Genomic DNA, 16,651 nt, shown 5'->3' on the forward strand with positions numbered 1-16,651 from the left:
ATGGAGCTTTTTATGTTTTTATTTGCTAAATAAATCATCAAAGGAGGTATTTACTGTGAGTGAAATCATCGGATTAATCGGAGCGATGGATGAAGAAATCAAGCTGCTTCTAGAGGGTATGGAGGACAAGCGGACAAAAGTTAAAGCAGGTATACAATATTACATAGGAAACATATTAGGAAAATCCGTAGTGCTCTGTAAATCTGGCGTGGGTAAAGTAAATGCAGCAGTTACGACTCAGATTCTAATTGATAATTTTGGCGTATCCCGTGTGCTGTTTACGGGGGTTGCTGGAGCAGTACATCCTGAATTGAATATTGGAGATATTGTTATATCATCTACATGTGTACAACATGACATGGATGCTACGAGGCTTGGGTTCGCAAGAGGCGAAATTCCTTATCAGGAGACTTCCGTCTTCCAGGCAGACCCTGCGCTAGTACAGCTTGCTGAGAAGGCATGCAATGAGCTAGGTCAAAAGTACTTGATAGGCAAGGTGTTATCTGGTGATCAATTCATTTCTAATGCGGAGATTGTAGCTGAATTAAGAGAGCAAATGGAGGGGGTTTGTGTGGAAATGGAAGGGGCGGCGGTTGCCCAAGTCTGTCATATGAACGCCACGCCCTTTGTCATCATTCGCTCCATGTCAGATAAGTCTGATGGATCAGCTGAGGTGAATTTCAGGGAATTTACAGTACAATCTTCACAACGCTCGCATTCCATATTAGAATTTATGCTGCAGCATATTTAATGCTCAATACATGAAGCGTTGTCTAAAACGTACTCTGTCAAAGGTCTCCTGAGAGGACATGGGCACCTCTTGTCCAATGCGAACCATTAGGCAGTTAGCGGGATGTGAACAAATTTCTGGATCATCCGTAGCATACCAAACCATATTAACCGTCTTCATCAGCCGTTCCATCATTTGGCGATAGGCCCATACGTCCAGCCCACTGCCTTTTAAATCCCAGTGCCAGTAATACTCTGTTGTAAAAACAATACAATTCTCCAATTGCTCCCGCTCAAAAGCAGTAGAAATCAGCAGCCGGCCTAGTCCGGCCCCTCTATAATCATTACTCACCTCTATCGCTCCAAGCTCAATAAGATCCTCCATCCCACCCTGTGACCATAACTCCATTTCATCTGGATAATGGAAGGTCACATAGCCTACTATAACGTCATTCTCTACTGCGGTAATTACACGGCCCTCTGGCAAGCTGGCGATCTCTACGAGCGCCTCTTGCTGCTCTAATGGCCTGCGGAAAGCATCAAGGTCCTGATGCATATGCAGGACTTCAAGTTCCTCGGGAGATCGGGGTCCGCTCACGGTTATCGTTCTACCCATATAGGAGAGAGTATGGGAAATAGGGATTTTGCGATGCTCCATGACAGTGCTCCTTTCAGATCAAAAAAATGGTATGTAAACGCTTGCTATGGTATACTAATTCAGACATAAAAAATTCACATTCATTGCATTGACATCATTATTTAAAACATGAGTCTTACCCTTAAAGCTTAAATCAAACGAGTGAGGGAGGCAAGAGTGATGGGTCAAGTCCATAGCGAAATTTTGCCGGGTCGTGTGCAGAGCTCCAATATGTCTGATTATGCGGAGGCAGTAGCCAATTTTGAGTGGGAGGATGTTGAACGTAATTTCTCATGGTATGAAACCGGCAAGGTTAATATGGCCTATGAAGCCGTTGATCGCCATGTGGATGAAGGGCGGGGAGCGGCAACGGCCCTACTCTACAGTGACACTGTACGGGAAGAATCCTATACATTTGCCGATCTGCAGGAGCGGTCGAACCGGTTCGGAAATGTATTGCGTAAATATGGCATCGGTAAAGGAGATAGGGTATTTATTTTTATGCCTCGCCAACCGGAACTGTACTTCAGTCTGCTAGGTATTCTCAAAATCGGAGCCATAGCAGGACCCTTATTTGAAGCCTTTATGGAAACAGCAGTTAAGGATCGTTTGGAGGATAGTGGGGCTGTTGCGCTGGTAACTACGCCAGAATTGCTGCATCGGGTCAAGCGAGAAGAGCTTCCTGAGCTGCGTCATATTTTTCTAGTAGGTGGAGCAACTGATATTGAGCAAGGAAACTTAGGATTCGCAGAAGAGATGGCTAACGTTTCTGCTGATCTTAATTTAGAATGGCTTGATTTGGACGATGGCCTTATTATGCATTATACTTCTGGTTCTACAGGTAAGCCCAAAGGCGTTTATCATGTGCATAGAGCAATGATTCAACATTATTATACAGGTAGAGTAGTGCTAGATCTACGTCAAGACGATATATACTGGTGTACGGCAGATCCTGGCTGGGTGACCGGAACTTCATACGGCATATTTGCCCCTTGGTTAAACGGGGTGACCAATGTAGTCAGAGGCGGCCGCTTTAGTCCTCAGGATTGGTATAAGACAATCGAACGGAATAAGGTATCTGTATGGTACAGCGCACCTACAGCTTTTCGTATGTTGATGGGTGCAGGGGAGCACTCTTTACAGGGGATTGATTTAAGCAGTTTGCGCCATGTTCTATCGGTTGGTGAACCGTTAAATCCGGAAGTGGTACGTTGGGGAGATAAATTTTACAATCAGCGTATTCATGATACTTGGTGGATGACTGAAACAGGGGCACAATTGATTTGTAATTATCCGTCAATGGATATCAAACCAGGCTCGATGGGCCGTCCGTTACCGGGGATTGAAGCAGCGATTCTGGATGACCGGGGAAATGTTCTCCCGCCTTTTTCTATGGGGAATCTTGCGATAAAAACTCCGTGGCCATCCATGATGAAAACGATCTGGAACAATCAGACGAAGTATGAGGAATATTTCCGGATTCCTGGCTGGTACATTTCTGGCGATTCAGCTTATATGGATGACGAAGGATACTTCTGGTTTCAGGGACGAATTGATGATGTCATCAACTCTTCTGGTGAGCGTATTGGTCCATTTGAAGTGGAAAGCAAATTAGTGGAGCATCCGGCAGTGGCAGAAGCGGGTGTAATCGGCAAACCGGATCTTGTGCGGGGGGAGATTATTAAGGCTTTTATCTCGCTTAGAGAAGGTTATACTCCAACTGCTGCCTTGAAAGAGGAGATCGCCGCTTTTGTCAAAGCGGGTCTGTCTGCACATGCTGCCCCGCGAGAAATCGAGTTTAAGGATAAACTTCCGAAGACACGATCAGGTAAAATTATGCGGCGTGTACTGAAGGCATGGGAGCTGCATCTACCGACAGGAGATCTATCCACGATTGAGGATTAGAATGAATTGTAAAAAAACACCGTTCCCGGATGAATTCATGGGAACGGTGTTTTGCTGTGTAAATTTATTTAATGATCTTTGGGTTAACGTGTCCCTGCATTATTACCTGCTGTGGTATTATTACTGCCCCCAGTACTGTTACCTCCGCCGACTGGTGTTTCCGTCGGTAGTAGCGGGAGAATGTTACCTGGATCCTCAATAATGTCTCCTGGTGTCGTCTCAGGCTCTGTAGGCGCCTCTGTACCAGGTTGTTGATCAGGTGTAGGAGTTGCTTCTGGTGTTGGTGTAATCCCTCCAGCAACGCTGCCAGAAGCCGTCTCATTACCTGCAACATCCACGGCGGTTACATAAAAGGTTGCATTAGCACTTGCAGGTGTACCCGGTGTGAATACCTTGTTCTCATCTGCCATGAGTATAGATTGCTTCTGGAAAGAACCTCCGTTTAATGAACGATATAAGCGGTATCCCACAACATCTGCCGAGCTGCTAGCGGAGAAGCTGATGACCGCTTTACCAGTGCTATAAGAGACGTTAACATTTCCGGGAGCAGCAGGGGAAGCCCCATCGTCCACACGTGGATCAACTTCTGTTGGGAAATCCGTCTTGGCATCGGCTGGCATATAATACTCCAGTGATTTATGATCCTTCATCTTAGGGAAGGCAGCCAGGAGTTCTTTGACTAATTCCTGTATCGGCTTCTCACGTTTAACGACGATTTTTTCCTTTAGGAACTCCTCTGGAGTGCCTTCCAACGGGATATAATTGACGCCTTTGTAAGTAATATACTTGGCTTTGGAAATCCCGTCGTCGCTCTCTTTTGGCACATATTTTGTATTAAATATATCCGTTGTGAATTTATCAGTCAGGGATGTTGGCAATTTGCCGCTATATGCGGAAACTGTCTTTTTGATAATTCCCTCAGGTTGTGCAAATTTGTCTGTGACGAATAGTTCCGGCTGCTTATCAATGACAGCATTCAACACTTTTGCCCATAATGTTTGGGCTTGACGTTTTTGTGTATCTCCCGTAAGAGTGTTGATTTGCTCTTTGTAGCCGACCCACATTCCCAGTGTGACATCAGGAGTGTAGCCCATAAACCATACGTCTCCATAATTCTGGGTAGATCCAGTCTTACCGACAATCGGAATTTCTTTAGAGTGTTTATATTCTCTTTTTACTGTGCTGGCTGTACCCTCTGTAATTACAGTTCGCAGCATATCTGTCATTAGGTAAGCTGTTTGCTTAGAGAATACTTGCTCAGGATTAACCTTGTGCTGATAGATAATTTTGCCCTCTGAATTGACGATTTTCTCAATCATGTAGGCATCATTAAAAGCTCCTTGGTTACCGATAGCGGAATAGGCATTGGTTAACTCTTCTACGGATACTCCGTATTTGAGACCACCTATAACCCCAGTCTGCGCGCTGTAATCATCATCTGTGAGGGTGGTGATCCCCAGCTTTTTAGTAAAGGCCCAAGATTTCTCTATTCCGACCTTTTCATTAAACAGCTTAAGCGCAGGCAAGTTGAGCGATTTGTTAAGTGCGTAACGGGCAGTGACCAGACCTTGATAGCGATTATTGGCATTCTTAGGAATGTGGAATCCTTTTCCGCCGTCTTTTAGAATAATTGGCGCGTCATCCACAATCCCGGCAGGCTGAATTAGCCCTGCATCTAAGGCTGGTAAATAAGCTGAAATTGGCTTCATGGTCGATCCGGGCTGACGGATCATTTGGGTAGCATAATTCATCTGCTCAATATTGAAGTCGCGACCCTCAATCATGCCGAGAATGGCTCCGCTTTTGTTGTCGATTAACATGCCAGCCGTTTGTTCCATACCTTTGGTTTTGCTGTCTTTAGTAAAATTATTGCTGTCTTCAGAAACACTATGCATTGCATTGTAAACTTTTTTATCAATGGTTGTGTAGACTCGATAACCGCCGGTCATGAGCTGCTGTCTTGCTTCCTCAAGTAACACGGCATTGTCAGTAGTGCTATTGGCATCCGTTGAGCCATTTTTCTCTTCATTCAATGATAGAAGGATCTCGGATGCTTTACGCTCAGTCTCCATCATCAGATATGGATAGGTAGCATAGGCTTTTTTGGTGTGCGGCGCCAGAGAACTCTTGATATCAAATTGAAGGGCTTCATCATATTGAGAGGTAGTGATCTTATTCTCCTCAAGCATACGACGAAGTACAAGATGTTGACGGTCCATAGCTCTATTGAAAGCTTTTTCGTTGAATTCACCTATGCCATTAAATGCAGAATAAGTGGAAGGGAGCTGCGGAAGACCAGCCAAATAAGCTGCTTGAGCCACGTTCAATTTGTCCAGATCGTCTAGACCGAATATCCCTTTGGCTGCTGCTTTAATTCCGAATACATTGTAGCCATTCGAGCCATTGCCGAAAGGAACCTTATTCAGATAAGCCGTTAATATTTCTTGTTTGGTCAAGAAGCGTTCCAATCTAAGAGAAAGTAGAATTTCTTTTACTTTGCGATCTTCTGTCCGATCCAGATTCAGGAATACACGTCTTGCGAGCTGCTGGGTGAGTGTACTGCCTCCGGTCTGAACGGATTCATTGAGAAGCTTTTGTTTGACGGCACGCAAGGTGCCTTTGAAATCCACGCCATTATGCTCATTAAAATTATTGTCCTCTATAGCGAGAACTGCATCGATAATAAGCTGGGGGATATCGTTGAATTCAATGAGCCTTCGGTCTTCTTCTGTCCGAAGCTGGCCGATCGGTGCGCCGTCTCGGAAATAAGCGAATCCGGTGATCGCATTTTGACTGACCTGCTGCTGAATCATTTCTTCGGAGCGAACAGGTTCATCCTTCACAATGGAAGCGACATAGCCTGCTACAGCACCACCGGCAAATAGAACGCCTATTATTCCAAGAATAAACATCCACTTAACTACAGAACCGAACCTGCTTAGGGCGGATCTGCGGGGTGAAGGCTTCTTAGCGTTTTTTTTCTTGTTCTCTTGAGCCATCGACGATAATTCCTCCTTTTAACGGAATTATTATAGCATAAATTGGCGTTTTTGAATGCGCTTCTACCTGATTCTCATGGTCTTAAGATTCGACTTTTGTGCAAAAATTATAAATAAAGTAATTTAGGGTATGATTTGCGGAAGCGAAACCTTTTACCAACGGCATGGAATTTAGGATATTGACATAACAAAAAGCCCCCGGATTAATCCGGAGGCTTCGGTCATACCCGCTAAAAGCGAGATATTAACGGTTGTAGAACTCGACGATTTGTTTCTCATCGATATCCTGGGAAAGCTCGGAACGTTCTGGCAAACGAATATATTTACCTTCGAAAGATCCTTCAGCATATTCCAGGTAAGCTGGAAGGTGGTTACGGTTAGCAAGAGCTTCTTTAATGGAAGCCATGCCTTGGCTCTTCTCGCGAAGACCGATAACGTCGCCCAAGCTTACACGGTAAGAAGCGATGTCGACTTTTTTGCCGTTTACAGTTACGTGTCCGTGGGATACCAACTGACGTGCTCCAGCACGGGAGTTAGCAAATCCAAGACGGTAAACTAGGTTGTCCAAGCGGCTTTCAAGCAAGAACATGAAGTTTTCGCCCGCAAGACCTGGAAGTTTTTGTGCTTTAGCGAAGAGAGTACGGAATTGTTTCTCTCCCAAGCCGTACATGTGACGCAGTTTTTGTTTTTCCAAAAGCTGCATTCCGTAGTTACTTACTTTTCTGCGTTGGTTAGCGCCGTGTTGTCCTGGTGGGAAAGGGCGTTTCAGGTCTTTGCCTGTACCGCTAAGGGAAATGCCCAGACGGCGGCTGAGTTTGAATTTAGGTCCGGTGTAACGTGCCATGTTATAGTAGACTCCTTTATATTTGAAATTTCAGGTTAGGGCTCTATTTGCGCCGCATTTCGTATCCGTGATTAGCATTAATGGCTTCCACACTACCAGGGAAGTTCAGCCGCTGCCCTGGCAGTAACGAAATGCGTGAGGGTGACACAACGTTACGCCCAAGTAAGACTTGTTACAGTCTTGTTCAACAATAAATATTATATGAAAGTAGCATATAAAGTCAAGCGCATATTAAAAGAGTTTTTGTCATTCTTTGTCGTTAGTTCTTTGGTCCTAAAAAAAATCCCGGAAATAAGGAAAATATAATGCAATACACAAAGAAAGGGAGTAAAATATAGTTAATTAGATGTTAATTGGGAAGGTTTTTTTTCTTAAATGAGAAGCAAAGGGGATCTTCGTTATGTCAGAACAGAAAGCATACGCTTCTCAAGACAGTCGTATGCTGATACAGGACAAATTGCACACTAGTAGAGATTCCGAAGATCCCACCGCCTGGCTTAGGGAAACGGAAATAGTGTCCCATGACTTCCCATATTTGGCCAATCTGATTGCAGACAGCTTCGAGGAATGGATCGATGGGCTAGAGGCTCTACCATTCGCTAAATCATGGGATTGGTGTGTGCTGAATTTTGAAGGCAGATATTTTGCTAATATTGCCGATCAGCAAGAACGATGGAGGCACCAATGGGAGCAAGCGGCTGCAGCTAGTTTACTTTCTGGCGCAACCTCATCTGTTCAACTTACGGTGCAGGGTCAGGATATGAGCTTTTTTACTATACCGCTCATCACTCGCGTTGACAAAGAAATTTTTGCCTTCCTGGGCTGTGCTATGCCGACACAACAATATTTAATGGGTGGACGAGATACTGCTGAGGCTATATCTTTGCAGTACCGGACCATATTCTATCATAAGTTTGAACATATTTTTGTAACTGATCTTGCGAGTGTTCATCAACATGCTGAACGTGAGAGCAATCGCCGCTCCTTGTTATTTCAGATCGTTCAGCGGATGCATGACAATATTGATGTGAACGCTGTGCTTACGGAGGTTATAGATAGCATTTCTGCAATGTACCCTGGTGCTAGGCTTGAGCTGTTTATGTCGCAAGATCACCGCAGCACTCATCCGCAGGTCAAACCTTTACCGTTTCAGATGTCCAGTGATGATGTCTGCGCTAGAGCATTTAAAGACGGCCGTGTTGCTCTGAACACCAACACTGAAGATCAACACATTGTAGAGATTGGTCTTCCGCTAGGCGGGAAGCAAGGGGTTTATGGCGTATTCCACATGGTGATGGATAACTCGATCTTTATGGATGTAGATTTACGGTTTCTCTCGATGGTGGCGGATACCGCAGGTACTGCTTTTGAGAATGCCAAGCTGTATGAACGCTCCAATCAGCTCATTCGTGAGCTGCGTATGAGTAACGAACTTACACAACGGCTGAATCAGAGCTTGCGTTTAGGGGATATTTTTCAATTTGCGTTTGAAGAGCTGCTTGAGATGTTTGGCGCTGACTACTGCTGTATTTTACATATGAACGAAGAAAAGGGCGGGCTAGAGGTTATTGCTTGCAATCATTCCTCCTTGCAAAATGAAATTTTAGAAGTAGGACAAGGTTTAGGCGGGAAGGTCTATACTACTGGGGAATCATTAATCATGTCTAACTACATAGATAATCCTAATACTACTTCTCGTTTAATGAATGCTACCGGGTCGCAGTCGCTGATTGCCACACCTTTAAGTGTAGGTGGTGAAGTGCGTGGTGCCATCATGTTGGCGCATCGCGATGCCCATTATTTCTCTTATGACAATTACAGATTGCTTCAGGCGATGGCGGGGCATATTGGACTAGCTGTAGGGAATGCAAGGCTGCATGCCGAAGTTAGACGTCTAGCGAACAGAGATAGCCTAACTGGACTTTATGCTCGTCATTATCTGGACGAAGAAATAAAGGAACGGCAGTCTACAGATTTTTGCGGTTGCTTAATTGTTGTGGATATCGATCAGTTCAAGATGGTGAATGATACCTATGGTCATCAAAAGGGCGACAAGATCTTAAAAGAGGTCAGTGAAATTGTGAAGTCCTCCATCCGTCAAGGGGATATTGCTGCGAGGTGGGGTGGAGAAGAACTGTCGGTCTATTTACCATTAATGGGAGTAGAACAGGCAGTAAATGTGGCTGAACGTATTCGTAAGCGAGTGATGAATGAGACCGAACCTAATGTAACAGTGTCCTGCGGTATAGCAGAATGGAGCTGGATGGACGAACGTGTAAGCGTCGAATCCCTGTTCTATCGAGCAGATATGGCACTGTATAAAGCTAAGAACAATGGGCGTAACCAGGTGATCGTTGACACTAAAGAGAATGGCGGCGGTGTGAAGGGATTGCCTCATAAGTAAAAAAAGATAGCAGAGCAGCGGTTCTCCCGTTATTGGAGAGTCGCTGCTTTTAGTTTTGGCAGATGGCTGGTTGCTTCGACTGTGTATCCATCATGCTGCGAGGCTTGCGGACTCAGCTGACGTTATTGGCATGTATTTTGCCTTTGGGGCATGTTTTCGGACTCCAGAGACGCTATTGCTTGGAAAAAGACTCATTTTGTGCGTTTTTAAGGTCAATAGCTGCGCTGGAGTCCGTTGGTATGGGAAATATCGGGAAATGCTGCGTTAAGGGTCAGCTGTGTCCGATAGAGATAACGGCGTGGCGACTGCAACGGTCATATTCGCGCATTAGCATTTGAACAGCGGTTCTCCCGTAATAAGGAGTTGCTGGTCATTGTTTTGTTAGTTGGCTCGCTGCTTCGACTGGTGTATTCATCATGCTGCGAGGCCTTCGGACTCAGATGACGCTATTGGCGTGTATTTTGCCTTTGGGGCATGTTTTCGGACACCAGAGACGCTATTGTTTAGTAAGAGGGGCATATCGGGCGCATTTCGGGTCAATAGCTGCGCTGGTGTCCGTTGGTATGGGAAATATCGCAAAATACTGTAATTAAGGTCAGCTTTGTCCGATAGAGACAACGGTGCGGCGACTGGCAGCGGTAACTTCGTGAGTCTGAAGGTGGTATGTATTGACATTCAGAAGCAAGCGACGAACGCGCATAAGTTAGAGCAATGTATGGAAACCGATTACAGCAACGTATTTGCATCTGTATAAGGCGCGCAGGAAGGGAGAACCCTATAGTGGGCTGTAAAGTAAAATACTCCAAGAAAGGCCTGATGACCGTGAGAAAGTCATTATTACTGAAGGGGTTAGTTCTTATGATTTTTACCTTGTCCTGCGTGTTCAACAGCGGTTGCAGTGTTATTAGAGACAAACCAGCCAAGGAAGATCTAAGTTTGGTGTTAGCGGGTATAACGGGCAGCGATGGGGTTACTTTTAAAGGGTCAACCATGCTTACAAAGGGTGGAAAGACCGTTCCGGAATCCATGATATTTTACGAAGGCACAGTACAGGACCATAAGAAGGTCAATCTGTATACACTGCTTCCTGATAAATCCTCATCCACAAAAAAATCAGCAAATAGCGCTAAAGATTTAAAAAGCAGCATCACTTCTATGAAAGCTTTCCATAGTCAGCTAGAGAAAAAAGAGGGGGAATGGGTAGCGTTGACTACTGAAGGTTCCTCTGAGGACGGAAATCCGCTTGCTTTGCTTAATCCGTTGAAACAGCTGGAGGAGCTGCAATCCATGGAGGCTAATGTGACTGAAGATGCGGGTGCAGGCAGAGGGACAAATGTGCTACGGATCGAGCTGACGCCTGCTGAGGCCAGAAAGCAGCTGACTGCTGAATTGGAAAAAGAGATGCAAGACCTTCGACCTGAAACACCAGATTCTGCTGGAAAAATAACAAAGAACGATCAGGCGGTTACGCAAGCTTTAGTGGAGCTATGGGAGAAGAAAAATAATGAATTACAGCAAAAGCTGAAACAAGCTAATGTTGAGACTGTCTACCATTTAACCGTTGATACAAAACATAATCTGCCGAGAAAGCTCACCTTAAATCGTAAGGTTACCTATTCGGAAGCGGGGAATGAATCTGATAATGAAACTTATGTATCACAGGTGAATTTTTCAGGCTTTCGTTGATTTTCACATTATCCCACAGGTCTTGCGCTCCATACAGGGCGTGCTACAATAGAAAAGCTTGCTTATTTTTTAGACAGAGGAAGGAAGAATACACAATGAAAGATCCCAGAATTCAAAAGCTGGCAGCTAACCTAGTCGGTTATTCCGTAAATGTCCAGCCAGGCGAGAACGTGCTCGTCGAAATGATTGGCAACGAAAGAGATTTAATCAAAGCTGTTGTAGAGGAAATCGGCAAGGCCGGCGGTCATGCTTTTGTACAATTAACAGATCGTACAGTCCTGCGCAGCATGCTTAAATACGCAACTCGTGAGAGTCTTCAGACATGGGCTGAAATTGACTTGAACCGGATGAAGCAAATGGATTGTTATATCGGGATTCGTGCAGGTGAGAATGTGAACGATCTGTCCGATGTTCCTGAAGAAAATATGAAATTGTATAACTCGTTGTACTCTCATCCAGTGCATAGCGAACAACGTGTGAAGCATACGAAGTGGGTAGTACTGCGTTATCCGAATGCGAGCATGGCTCAGCTTGCGAATATTAGCACTGAAGCGTTTGAGGACTTTTATTTCGAAGTGTGTAATTTGGATTACGCCAAGATGGACAAGGCTCAGGATGCTTTAGCTGATCTCATGCGCAGAACGGATAAGGTACATATTTTGAGTGCTGGAACAGATCTTAAGTTCTCGATTAAAGGAATCGGTGCAGAGAAATGCTCCGGGCAAAAAAATATTCCGGATGGCGAGGTTTACAGCGCCCCAGTTCGCGATTCTGTAAATGGAACGATCAGCTATAATGCACCGTCAGTATATAATGGAGTGACCTTTGAAAATATCAAATTCAAATTCGAGAACGGAAAAATTGTTGAAGCCACCAGCAATGACTCCGCCCGTTTGAACGAAATTTTGAATTCAGATGACGGCGCGCGTCATATTGGCGAATTCGCTATTGGTTTTAACCCTTACATTCTTCATCCGATGAATGATATTCTTTTTGACGAAAAAATCGCAGGCAGCCTGCACTTTACGCCAGGACAAGCATATGATGTTACAGATAACGGTAACCGCTCCTCCATTCACTGGGATCTTGTGTTGATCCAACGTCCCGATTATGGCGGCGGTGAAATTTATTTTGACGATGTATTGATCCGTAAGGATGGAATTTTTGTGTTGCCGGAACTCGAAGGTCTGAATCCTGAAAACTTGAAATAAAATGTAATAACAAGAAAACTCCTTGCACAAGTAAGCGGATTCAATGTATCATAAGAAATGATAACAAAAGACTAAAGTTTTATAATCAAGTTGCGGAGGGATTTCTATGTCCAGTAACAATGCGGCAATTGTCGATATTGCCCAAACGGCAGGCCAGTTCAACTCTTCAATCGTTCTTCAAGCGGACAACAAGTACATTGATGTTAAAAGTATCCTTGGTTTGTTCACTACTTTGGTATCCAGCCAAAGCTATGAGCTTCATGTTCATGGGGCAGATGCTGAAGAAGCTAAGAAGGCAATGACTGAAGTGTTTGCAAAACACGGTTTGAAATTCACAGTTGTTGCTGAGTAATAGTCGTGCTAAAAACGTCCTACCGGTTTTCGGTGGGGCGTTTTTTCTAGAAGTAGATACGAAACTTGATAGGATAACGCAGCAGGTTCTTTTAAATATATGGTTAGTATAAACTGAATTGTTGTATTGATACCGGATTTCGTCTAATATTAAGTAAAATAGTAAAAGCAGCTTAACTTTTGGACATGGGGGGGATAGAGGCATGACTTCATCGGAATTACAGGAACAGTATAATCTTAAAGCAATCAATCTTCTACAAGAAGATGCCGATAAAATTCAGCAACTTATAGAAGTGCAGATGGAGAATCTGGCAACACGCTACTGCCCTCTCTATGAGGAAGTGCTGGATACCCAGATGTACGGTTTCTCCAGAGAAGTGGATTTTGCGGTTAGAGCAGGTTTGGTCCCAGAGATTACTGGTAAGATGGTACTAAGTAAGCTGGAGCGTAACTTAGCAGTACTCTACGAGGCTTTGAACAACAAAGCGAAGGAAGAATAAATATCGGTTTCTTAAGTATTTATAGAAGCGCACATGAGGACGAATCGCTCATGTGCGCTTTTTGTTGTGTACAATGGTTAATAATGATTATACGAGATAGAAGGAGACTCCTAAAATCAGGTAGACCGTTAATAACAAGAGACCCTCATACCAGTTAGTCGAGCCGTCCTGAGTAATTGATTTGGCAATAAAGACAGCTACACCGATGGCGACAATTTCGATGGTCGTGAAAACTATGTCCATTGTATCACCCATGAAATAACTGGCGAAGATTAGGACAGGTGCTACGAACAGGGCGATTTGCAGACTGCTTCCAACCGCAATTTCTACTGCCGCGCCGATTTTGTTCTTCATGGCCAGCATAATGGCTGCACTATGCTCTGCGGCATTACCGATGATAGCTACGAGGAACGCACCTACAAACAGCTCGCTGAATCCGAAACGTTCTGTCAAAGTCTCTAACGTTCCTACCAGCCACTCACTCACGAAGGCTACCATTACAGTGGCAAGCACGAGATAAAGGATGGATTTGTTTTTGGACCAAGCAGGGGCATGTTCATGAGCTAATTCTTCTTTACCCTCTTCTGTAACGTCCTCTAGATGTTTCTTATGCGTGATCATGGAGAAGATTAGCCAAGCTATGTACGAAGCGATGAGCAGCCCGGCAACGATTAAACTGAGCACATCGGTATCCTTCTCCGTAATAGAGTGGGTGGTAAAGAACATAGCGGGAACAAATAAGGCAATGACGGCAACGATCATCAGGGAGCCATTCATTCCGGCAAGGGTTACGTTGAAGTTCTGAACTTTGAACTTCATCCCGCCGGCGAAAATACTCAATCCTAGAACAAGCAACAGGTTGCCGATAATAGAACCGGTAAGACTGGCTTTGACCATGTCGAACAATCCTTCCTTAACCAGGAAGAAGGCAATGATTAGCTCAGCAGCATTGCCGAAGGTGGCGTTTAGGAAGCCGCCCAGTCGTTGTCCGGCATAATGAGCTACACTTTCAGTGGCCCGGCCGAGAAAACCAGCCACAAACACCACAGCGATTGCTGAGAGAATGAACTGCAGGGTATGATCCCAATCGGCATAATGGCCGATTGCACTAAGGATAAAGGCGATACCCATCAGTGATGGTGAAATCCATTTTTTCAATGTAAAGGACACTCCTATCTATGTATTTAGATTGAATTCATAATCAATATACCCAAATTGTTCCTAGGTGTAAACGAGAAAGCGATAAAGTGATTTGCTTTTTAGCCTGTTTTGGAATTACAATAATTGATAATGAGTGTAGGGGGGATATGGCATGGCAGAACAACTTCAACTGGAAATGGGAAATATACGAATTTCAAATGACGTCGTCTCAAAAATTGCCGGTTTGGCTGCCTTGGAGACTCCGGGAATTGCAGCCATGTCTGGTGGCCTGTCAGAAGGCTGGGCGAAACGTCTAAGCGGTAAGAACGTTCAGAAGGGCGTTACCGTTGAAGTAGGACAGCTGGAAGCAGCAGTAGATCTACGAATTATCGTTCTCTATGAAACACCGATCCACGAAGTGTGCCGGATGCTTCAGCAGAACGTACGTGAAGCTGTGGAGAGCATGACTGGACTTCATATTGTTGAGGTAAATGTCAAAGTTGAAGGCGTAGCTTTCAAGAATGATGAAATCTCTTAAAAAACTTGTACACAAAAAAGCAGTCCAAGGTTAATTCCCTGGGCTGCTTTTTTATGTGTAAATTCCCTAACCTCCGGCTTTATAAAGCTTACCGGGAACGAACCTGTCTAACCGTTGTTACAGATTTCGTTACTTCCTCTTTGGCAGGAAGGTTGGTTTCTCTTGAGATGCTTAGCATAATTCCCATGCACAGCATGCTGACAAGGAGTGAAGAGCCCCCGTAGCTGATAAACGGCAAGGTAACGCCGGTAAGAGGGATTGTATTGGTTACACCGCCGATATTGACAAAGGCCTGAATGGCTATGAGGCCCATAATCCCAATTCCGACGAGCGTACCAAAGGGATCCTTACACCTTAAAGCGATTAGAATACCTCGCCAGATAAAATACAGATATAACATCAAAAATATGGAGGTCCCAAGAAAGCCGAACTCTTCACCAATTACGGGGAAGATAAAGTCCGTATAAGGGTATTTTAGATAGTCCAGCTTTTGAATGCTTTTGCCGAAGCCGGAACCACTTACTCCACCTTGGCCAAGAGCGGTTAAGGATTGAATAATGTTATAACCATCACCCTCAGCAACCTGATAAGGATCTAAAAAGGCAACGATACGACCTTTTCTATAATCCTGAGTGTCAGTGGCTTTATCGGATGGAGATAAGGAATCAATCGCTGCTTTGGCGCCTACAACTAGTCCTACACCCAGCACTAGCAGTGCTATAGAGCCCAGAATATGCTTCATGCTGGCACCACCGGCATAAATAACAAGTCCGCTGGTAGCTACGAGAATGAGGCAAGAACCTAAATCCGGCTGCATCATTATAAGTCCGGCAACAATACCCACGATGACCATTACAGGGATATATCCTGTACGGAAATCTCTAAACCGTTCACCTTTTTTGGTGATGAGTGCTGAGATATACAGGATAATCGATATTTTGGCTAATTCGGTGGGTTGAATTCCAAGTTTTCCGATACTAAGCCAGCTCTTGGCACCATTAATTTTTTCAGAGAAGGCTACCACGAGCAGAAGTATAACGGTGATGATAAAAATAGGTACATACCACTTCTTAAACTTACTGTAGTGAATGTTCATAGCTATAAACATAACAACGGTTCCGAGTACGATCCAGATCACTTGGCGTTTAATGAAATATAGAGGGTCATTACCGAACTTCGAGCTTGCTAAGGTTAAGCTTGAGCTAGCACTGAAGACCATGACTAGACCGAAACCCACAAGTAGTAGTGTTAAGATAAGTAGTTGGAAATCGGGTGTTCCTCTTTTGGGCAGGCTGACATTTTGTTTCGTCGTTCCCTTTCTGTTACTCAAGCCTCTAACAGCTGCTTTAATTCAAGAATCCGCTTAGCAGCAGTGTCCAATACTGGTTTTGGCACCGGAGATTCATATTCCAGGCCATGAGGGAAGGTTGCTTTTCCTAAGTATACGGCTTCAATTGCAAGTACGGCATCAGACTTCTCTAGCTTTCCCTCGACAGCGCGAGTGTTAATGCGTAGGAAGTATTCGCCACCATCCTGTGGGTCTTCAATTTTGCAGTCGTAAGTGGCACGATAGTATTCCCATTGCCAGCGGATGAAGCCAGCTTTTGTGGCACTCTCGTCCAGATAGAGAAGATCACTCTTCAATCCTACGAGGCCCGTGTTCTCAAAAATCATAGCACGCATATCCCCCTTATGAAGTATAATGAT

At 44.5% G+C, this 16,651-nt stretch carries 15 protein-coding genes; 9 read left to right on the forward strand and 6 right to left on the reverse strand.

All coding sequences use genetic code 11. The features are described 5' to 3' along the window. Positions 1-55 precede the first annotated feature (55 nt). A complete protein-coding gene (locus MHI25_RS12645; RefSeq protein WP_340395501.1) occupies positions 56-751 on the forward strand; it encodes a 5'-methylthioadenosine/adenosylhomocysteine nucleosidase in 696 nt (231 codons plus the stop codon). A 3-nt stretch (positions 752-754) separates the two neighbouring features. On the opposite strand, the gene MHI25_RS12650 is transcribed toward MHI25_RS12645, so the two are convergent. After that, the gene (locus MHI25_RS12650; RefSeq protein WP_076303480.1) at positions 755-1,387 is read right to left on the reverse strand and encodes a GNAT family N-acetyltransferase; all 633 of its coding nucleotides are present in this window, start codon (positions 1,385-1,387) and stop codon (positions 755-757) included. A 159-nt stretch (positions 1,388-1,546) separates the two neighbouring features. On the opposite strand from MHI25_RS12650, the gene acsA reads away from it, so the two are divergent. Continuing rightward, positions 1,547-3,271 carry an acetate--CoA ligase gene (gene acsA / locus MHI25_RS12655; RefSeq protein ID WP_076129125.1) on the forward strand — a complete coding sequence of 575 codons (1,725 nt, stop codon included), beginning with the start codon at positions 1,547-1,549 and terminating at the stop codon, positions 3,269-3,271. Positions 3,272-3,354: 83 nt separating this feature from the next. Here the strand turns inward: acsA and MHI25_RS12660 are convergent, their stop codons facing one another. Together MHI25_RS12660 and rpsD are read right to left on the reverse strand one after the other, a co-directional pair. Beyond that, on the reverse strand, positions 3,355-6,270 hold the full coding sequence (locus MHI25_RS12660) for a transglycosylase domain-containing protein (RefSeq protein ID WP_076303479.1): 2,916 nt from the start codon (positions 6,268-6,270) through the stop codon (positions 3,355-3,357). 244 nt (positions 6,271-6,514) lie between these two features. Next, positions 6,515-7,114, reverse strand: coding sequence for a 30S ribosomal protein S4 (gene rpsD, locus MHI25_RS12665; protein WP_036686147.1), 600 nt, complete (start codon positions 7,112-7,114; stop codon positions 6,515-6,517). A 400-nt stretch (positions 7,115-7,514) separates the two neighbouring features. Here rpsD and MHI25_RS12670 point away from each other — a divergent pair, with 400 nt between their 5' ends. From MHI25_RS12670 to MHI25_RS12695, 6 genes are all read left to right on the forward strand, one after another. Next, the gene (locus MHI25_RS12670; protein WP_076280827.1) at positions 7,515-9,518 is read left to right on the forward strand and encodes a sensor domain-containing diguanylate cyclase; all 2,004 of its coding nucleotides are present in this window, start codon (positions 7,515-7,517) and stop codon (positions 9,516-9,518) included. Positions 9,519-10,119: 601 nt separating this feature from the next. Beyond that, positions 10,120-10,272, forward strand: coding sequence for a hypothetical protein (locus tag MHI25_RS12675; RefSeq protein ID WP_280752774.1), 153 nt, complete (start codon positions 10,120-10,122; stop codon positions 10,270-10,272). A 104-nt stretch (positions 10,273-10,376) separates the two neighbouring features. Beyond that, on the forward strand, positions 10,377-11,204 hold the full coding sequence (locus MHI25_RS12680) for a hypothetical protein (protein WP_143762422.1): 828 nt from the start codon (positions 10,377-10,379) through the stop codon (positions 11,202-11,204). 95 nt (positions 11,205-11,299) lie between these two features. Then, positions 11,300-12,415, forward strand: coding sequence for an aminopeptidase (locus MHI25_RS12685; protein WP_036686152.1), 1,116 nt, complete (start codon positions 11,300-11,302; stop codon positions 12,413-12,415). A gap of 106 nt (positions 12,416-12,521) precedes the next feature. After that, complete coding sequence (locus MHI25_RS12690; RefSeq protein ID WP_036686154.1) at positions 12,522-12,767, forward strand: HPr family phosphocarrier protein; 246 nt, start codon at positions 12,522-12,524, stop codon at positions 12,765-12,767. Positions 12,768-12,969: 202 nt separating this feature from the next. Then, positions 12,970-13,266 (forward strand): YlaN family protein, encoded by a 297-nt coding sequence (locus tag MHI25_RS12695; protein ID WP_036686156.1) that lies wholly within the window; start codon positions 12,970-12,972, stop codon positions 13,264-13,266. An 87-nt stretch (positions 13,267-13,353) separates the two neighbouring features. Here the strand turns inward: MHI25_RS12695 and cax are convergent, their stop codons facing one another. Beyond that, the gene (cax, locus tag MHI25_RS12700; protein WP_036686157.1) at positions 13,354-14,424 is read right to left on the reverse strand and encodes a calcium/proton exchanger; all 1,071 of its coding nucleotides are present in this window, start codon (positions 14,422-14,424) and stop codon (positions 13,354-13,356) included. A 154-nt stretch (positions 14,425-14,578) separates the two neighbouring features. On the opposite strand from cax, the gene MHI25_RS12705 reads away from it, so the two are divergent. Continuing rightward, positions 14,579-14,944, forward strand: a complete 366-nt coding sequence (locus tag MHI25_RS12705; protein ID WP_019911482.1) for an Asp23/Gls24 family envelope stress response protein — start codon at positions 14,579-14,581, stop codon at positions 14,942-14,944. 88 nt (positions 14,945-15,032) lie between these two features. Here the strand turns inward: MHI25_RS12705 and ftsW are convergent, their stop codons facing one another. Both ftsW and MHI25_RS12715 read right to left on the reverse strand, forming a co-directional pair. After that, on the reverse strand, positions 15,033-16,274 hold the full coding sequence (gene ftsW / locus MHI25_RS12710) for a putative lipid II flippase FtsW (RefSeq protein WP_081388260.1): 1,242 nt from the start codon (positions 16,272-16,274) through the stop codon (positions 15,033-15,035). Then, positions 16,271-16,618, reverse strand: a complete 348-nt coding sequence (locus tag MHI25_RS12715; protein WP_036686159.1) for a YugN family protein — start codon at positions 16,616-16,618, stop codon at positions 16,271-16,273. The genes ftsW and MHI25_RS12715 overlap by 4 nt, the downstream gene beginning before the upstream one ends. Between the last annotated feature and the right edge of the window lie 33 nt (positions 16,619-16,651).

This window comes from Paenibacillus sp. FSL E2-0177 (assembly GCF_037992975.1).
GTDB lineage: Bacteria > Bacillota > Bacilli > Paenibacillales > Paenibacillaceae > Paenibacillus_AQ > Paenibacillus_AQ odorifer.

Excerpts from the sequence above, each read along its gene's own strand:
- MHI25_RS12660 (WP_076303479.1), bottom strand. The coding sequence starts at position 6,270 with ATGGCTCAAGAGAACAAGAAAAAAAACGCTAAGAAGCCTTCACCCCGC.
- MHI25_RS12650 (WP_076303480.1), bottom strand. The coding sequence starts at position 1,387 with ATGGAGCATCGCAAAATCCCTATTTCCCATACTCTCTCCTATATGGGT.
- MHI25_RS12705 (WP_019911482.1), top strand. The coding sequence starts at position 14,579 with ATGGCAGAACAACTTCAACTGGAAATGGGAAATATACGAATTTCAAAT.
- MHI25_RS12680 (WP_143762422.1), top strand. The coding sequence starts at position 10,377 with ATGATTTTTACCTTGTCCTGCGTGTTCAACAGCGGTTGCAGTGTTATT.
- rpsD (WP_036686147.1), bottom strand. The coding sequence starts at position 7,114 with ATGGCACGTTACACCGGACCTAAATTCAAACTCAGCCGCCGTCTGGGC.
- MHI25_RS12685 (WP_036686152.1), top strand. The coding sequence starts at position 11,300 with ATGAAAGATCCCAGAATTCAAAAGCTGGCAGCTAACCTAGTCGGTTAT.
- MHI25_RS12715 (WP_036686159.1), bottom strand. The coding sequence starts at position 16,618 with ATGATTTTTGAGAACACGGGCCTCGTAGGATTGAAGAGTGATCTTCTC.
- MHI25_RS12690 (WP_036686154.1), top strand. The coding sequence starts at position 12,522 with ATGTCCAGTAACAATGCGGCAATTGTCGATATTGCCCAAACGGCAGGC.
- MHI25_RS12670 (WP_076280827.1), top strand. The coding sequence starts at position 7,515 with ATGTCAGAACAGAAAGCATACGCTTCTCAAGACAGTCGTATGCTGATA.
- acsA (WP_076129125.1), top strand. The coding sequence starts at position 1,547 with ATGGGTCAAGTCCATAGCGAAATTTTGCCGGGTCGTGTGCAGAGCTCC.
- MHI25_RS12695 (WP_036686156.1), top strand. The coding sequence starts at position 12,970 with ATGACTTCATCGGAATTACAGGAACAGTATAATCTTAAAGCAATCAAT.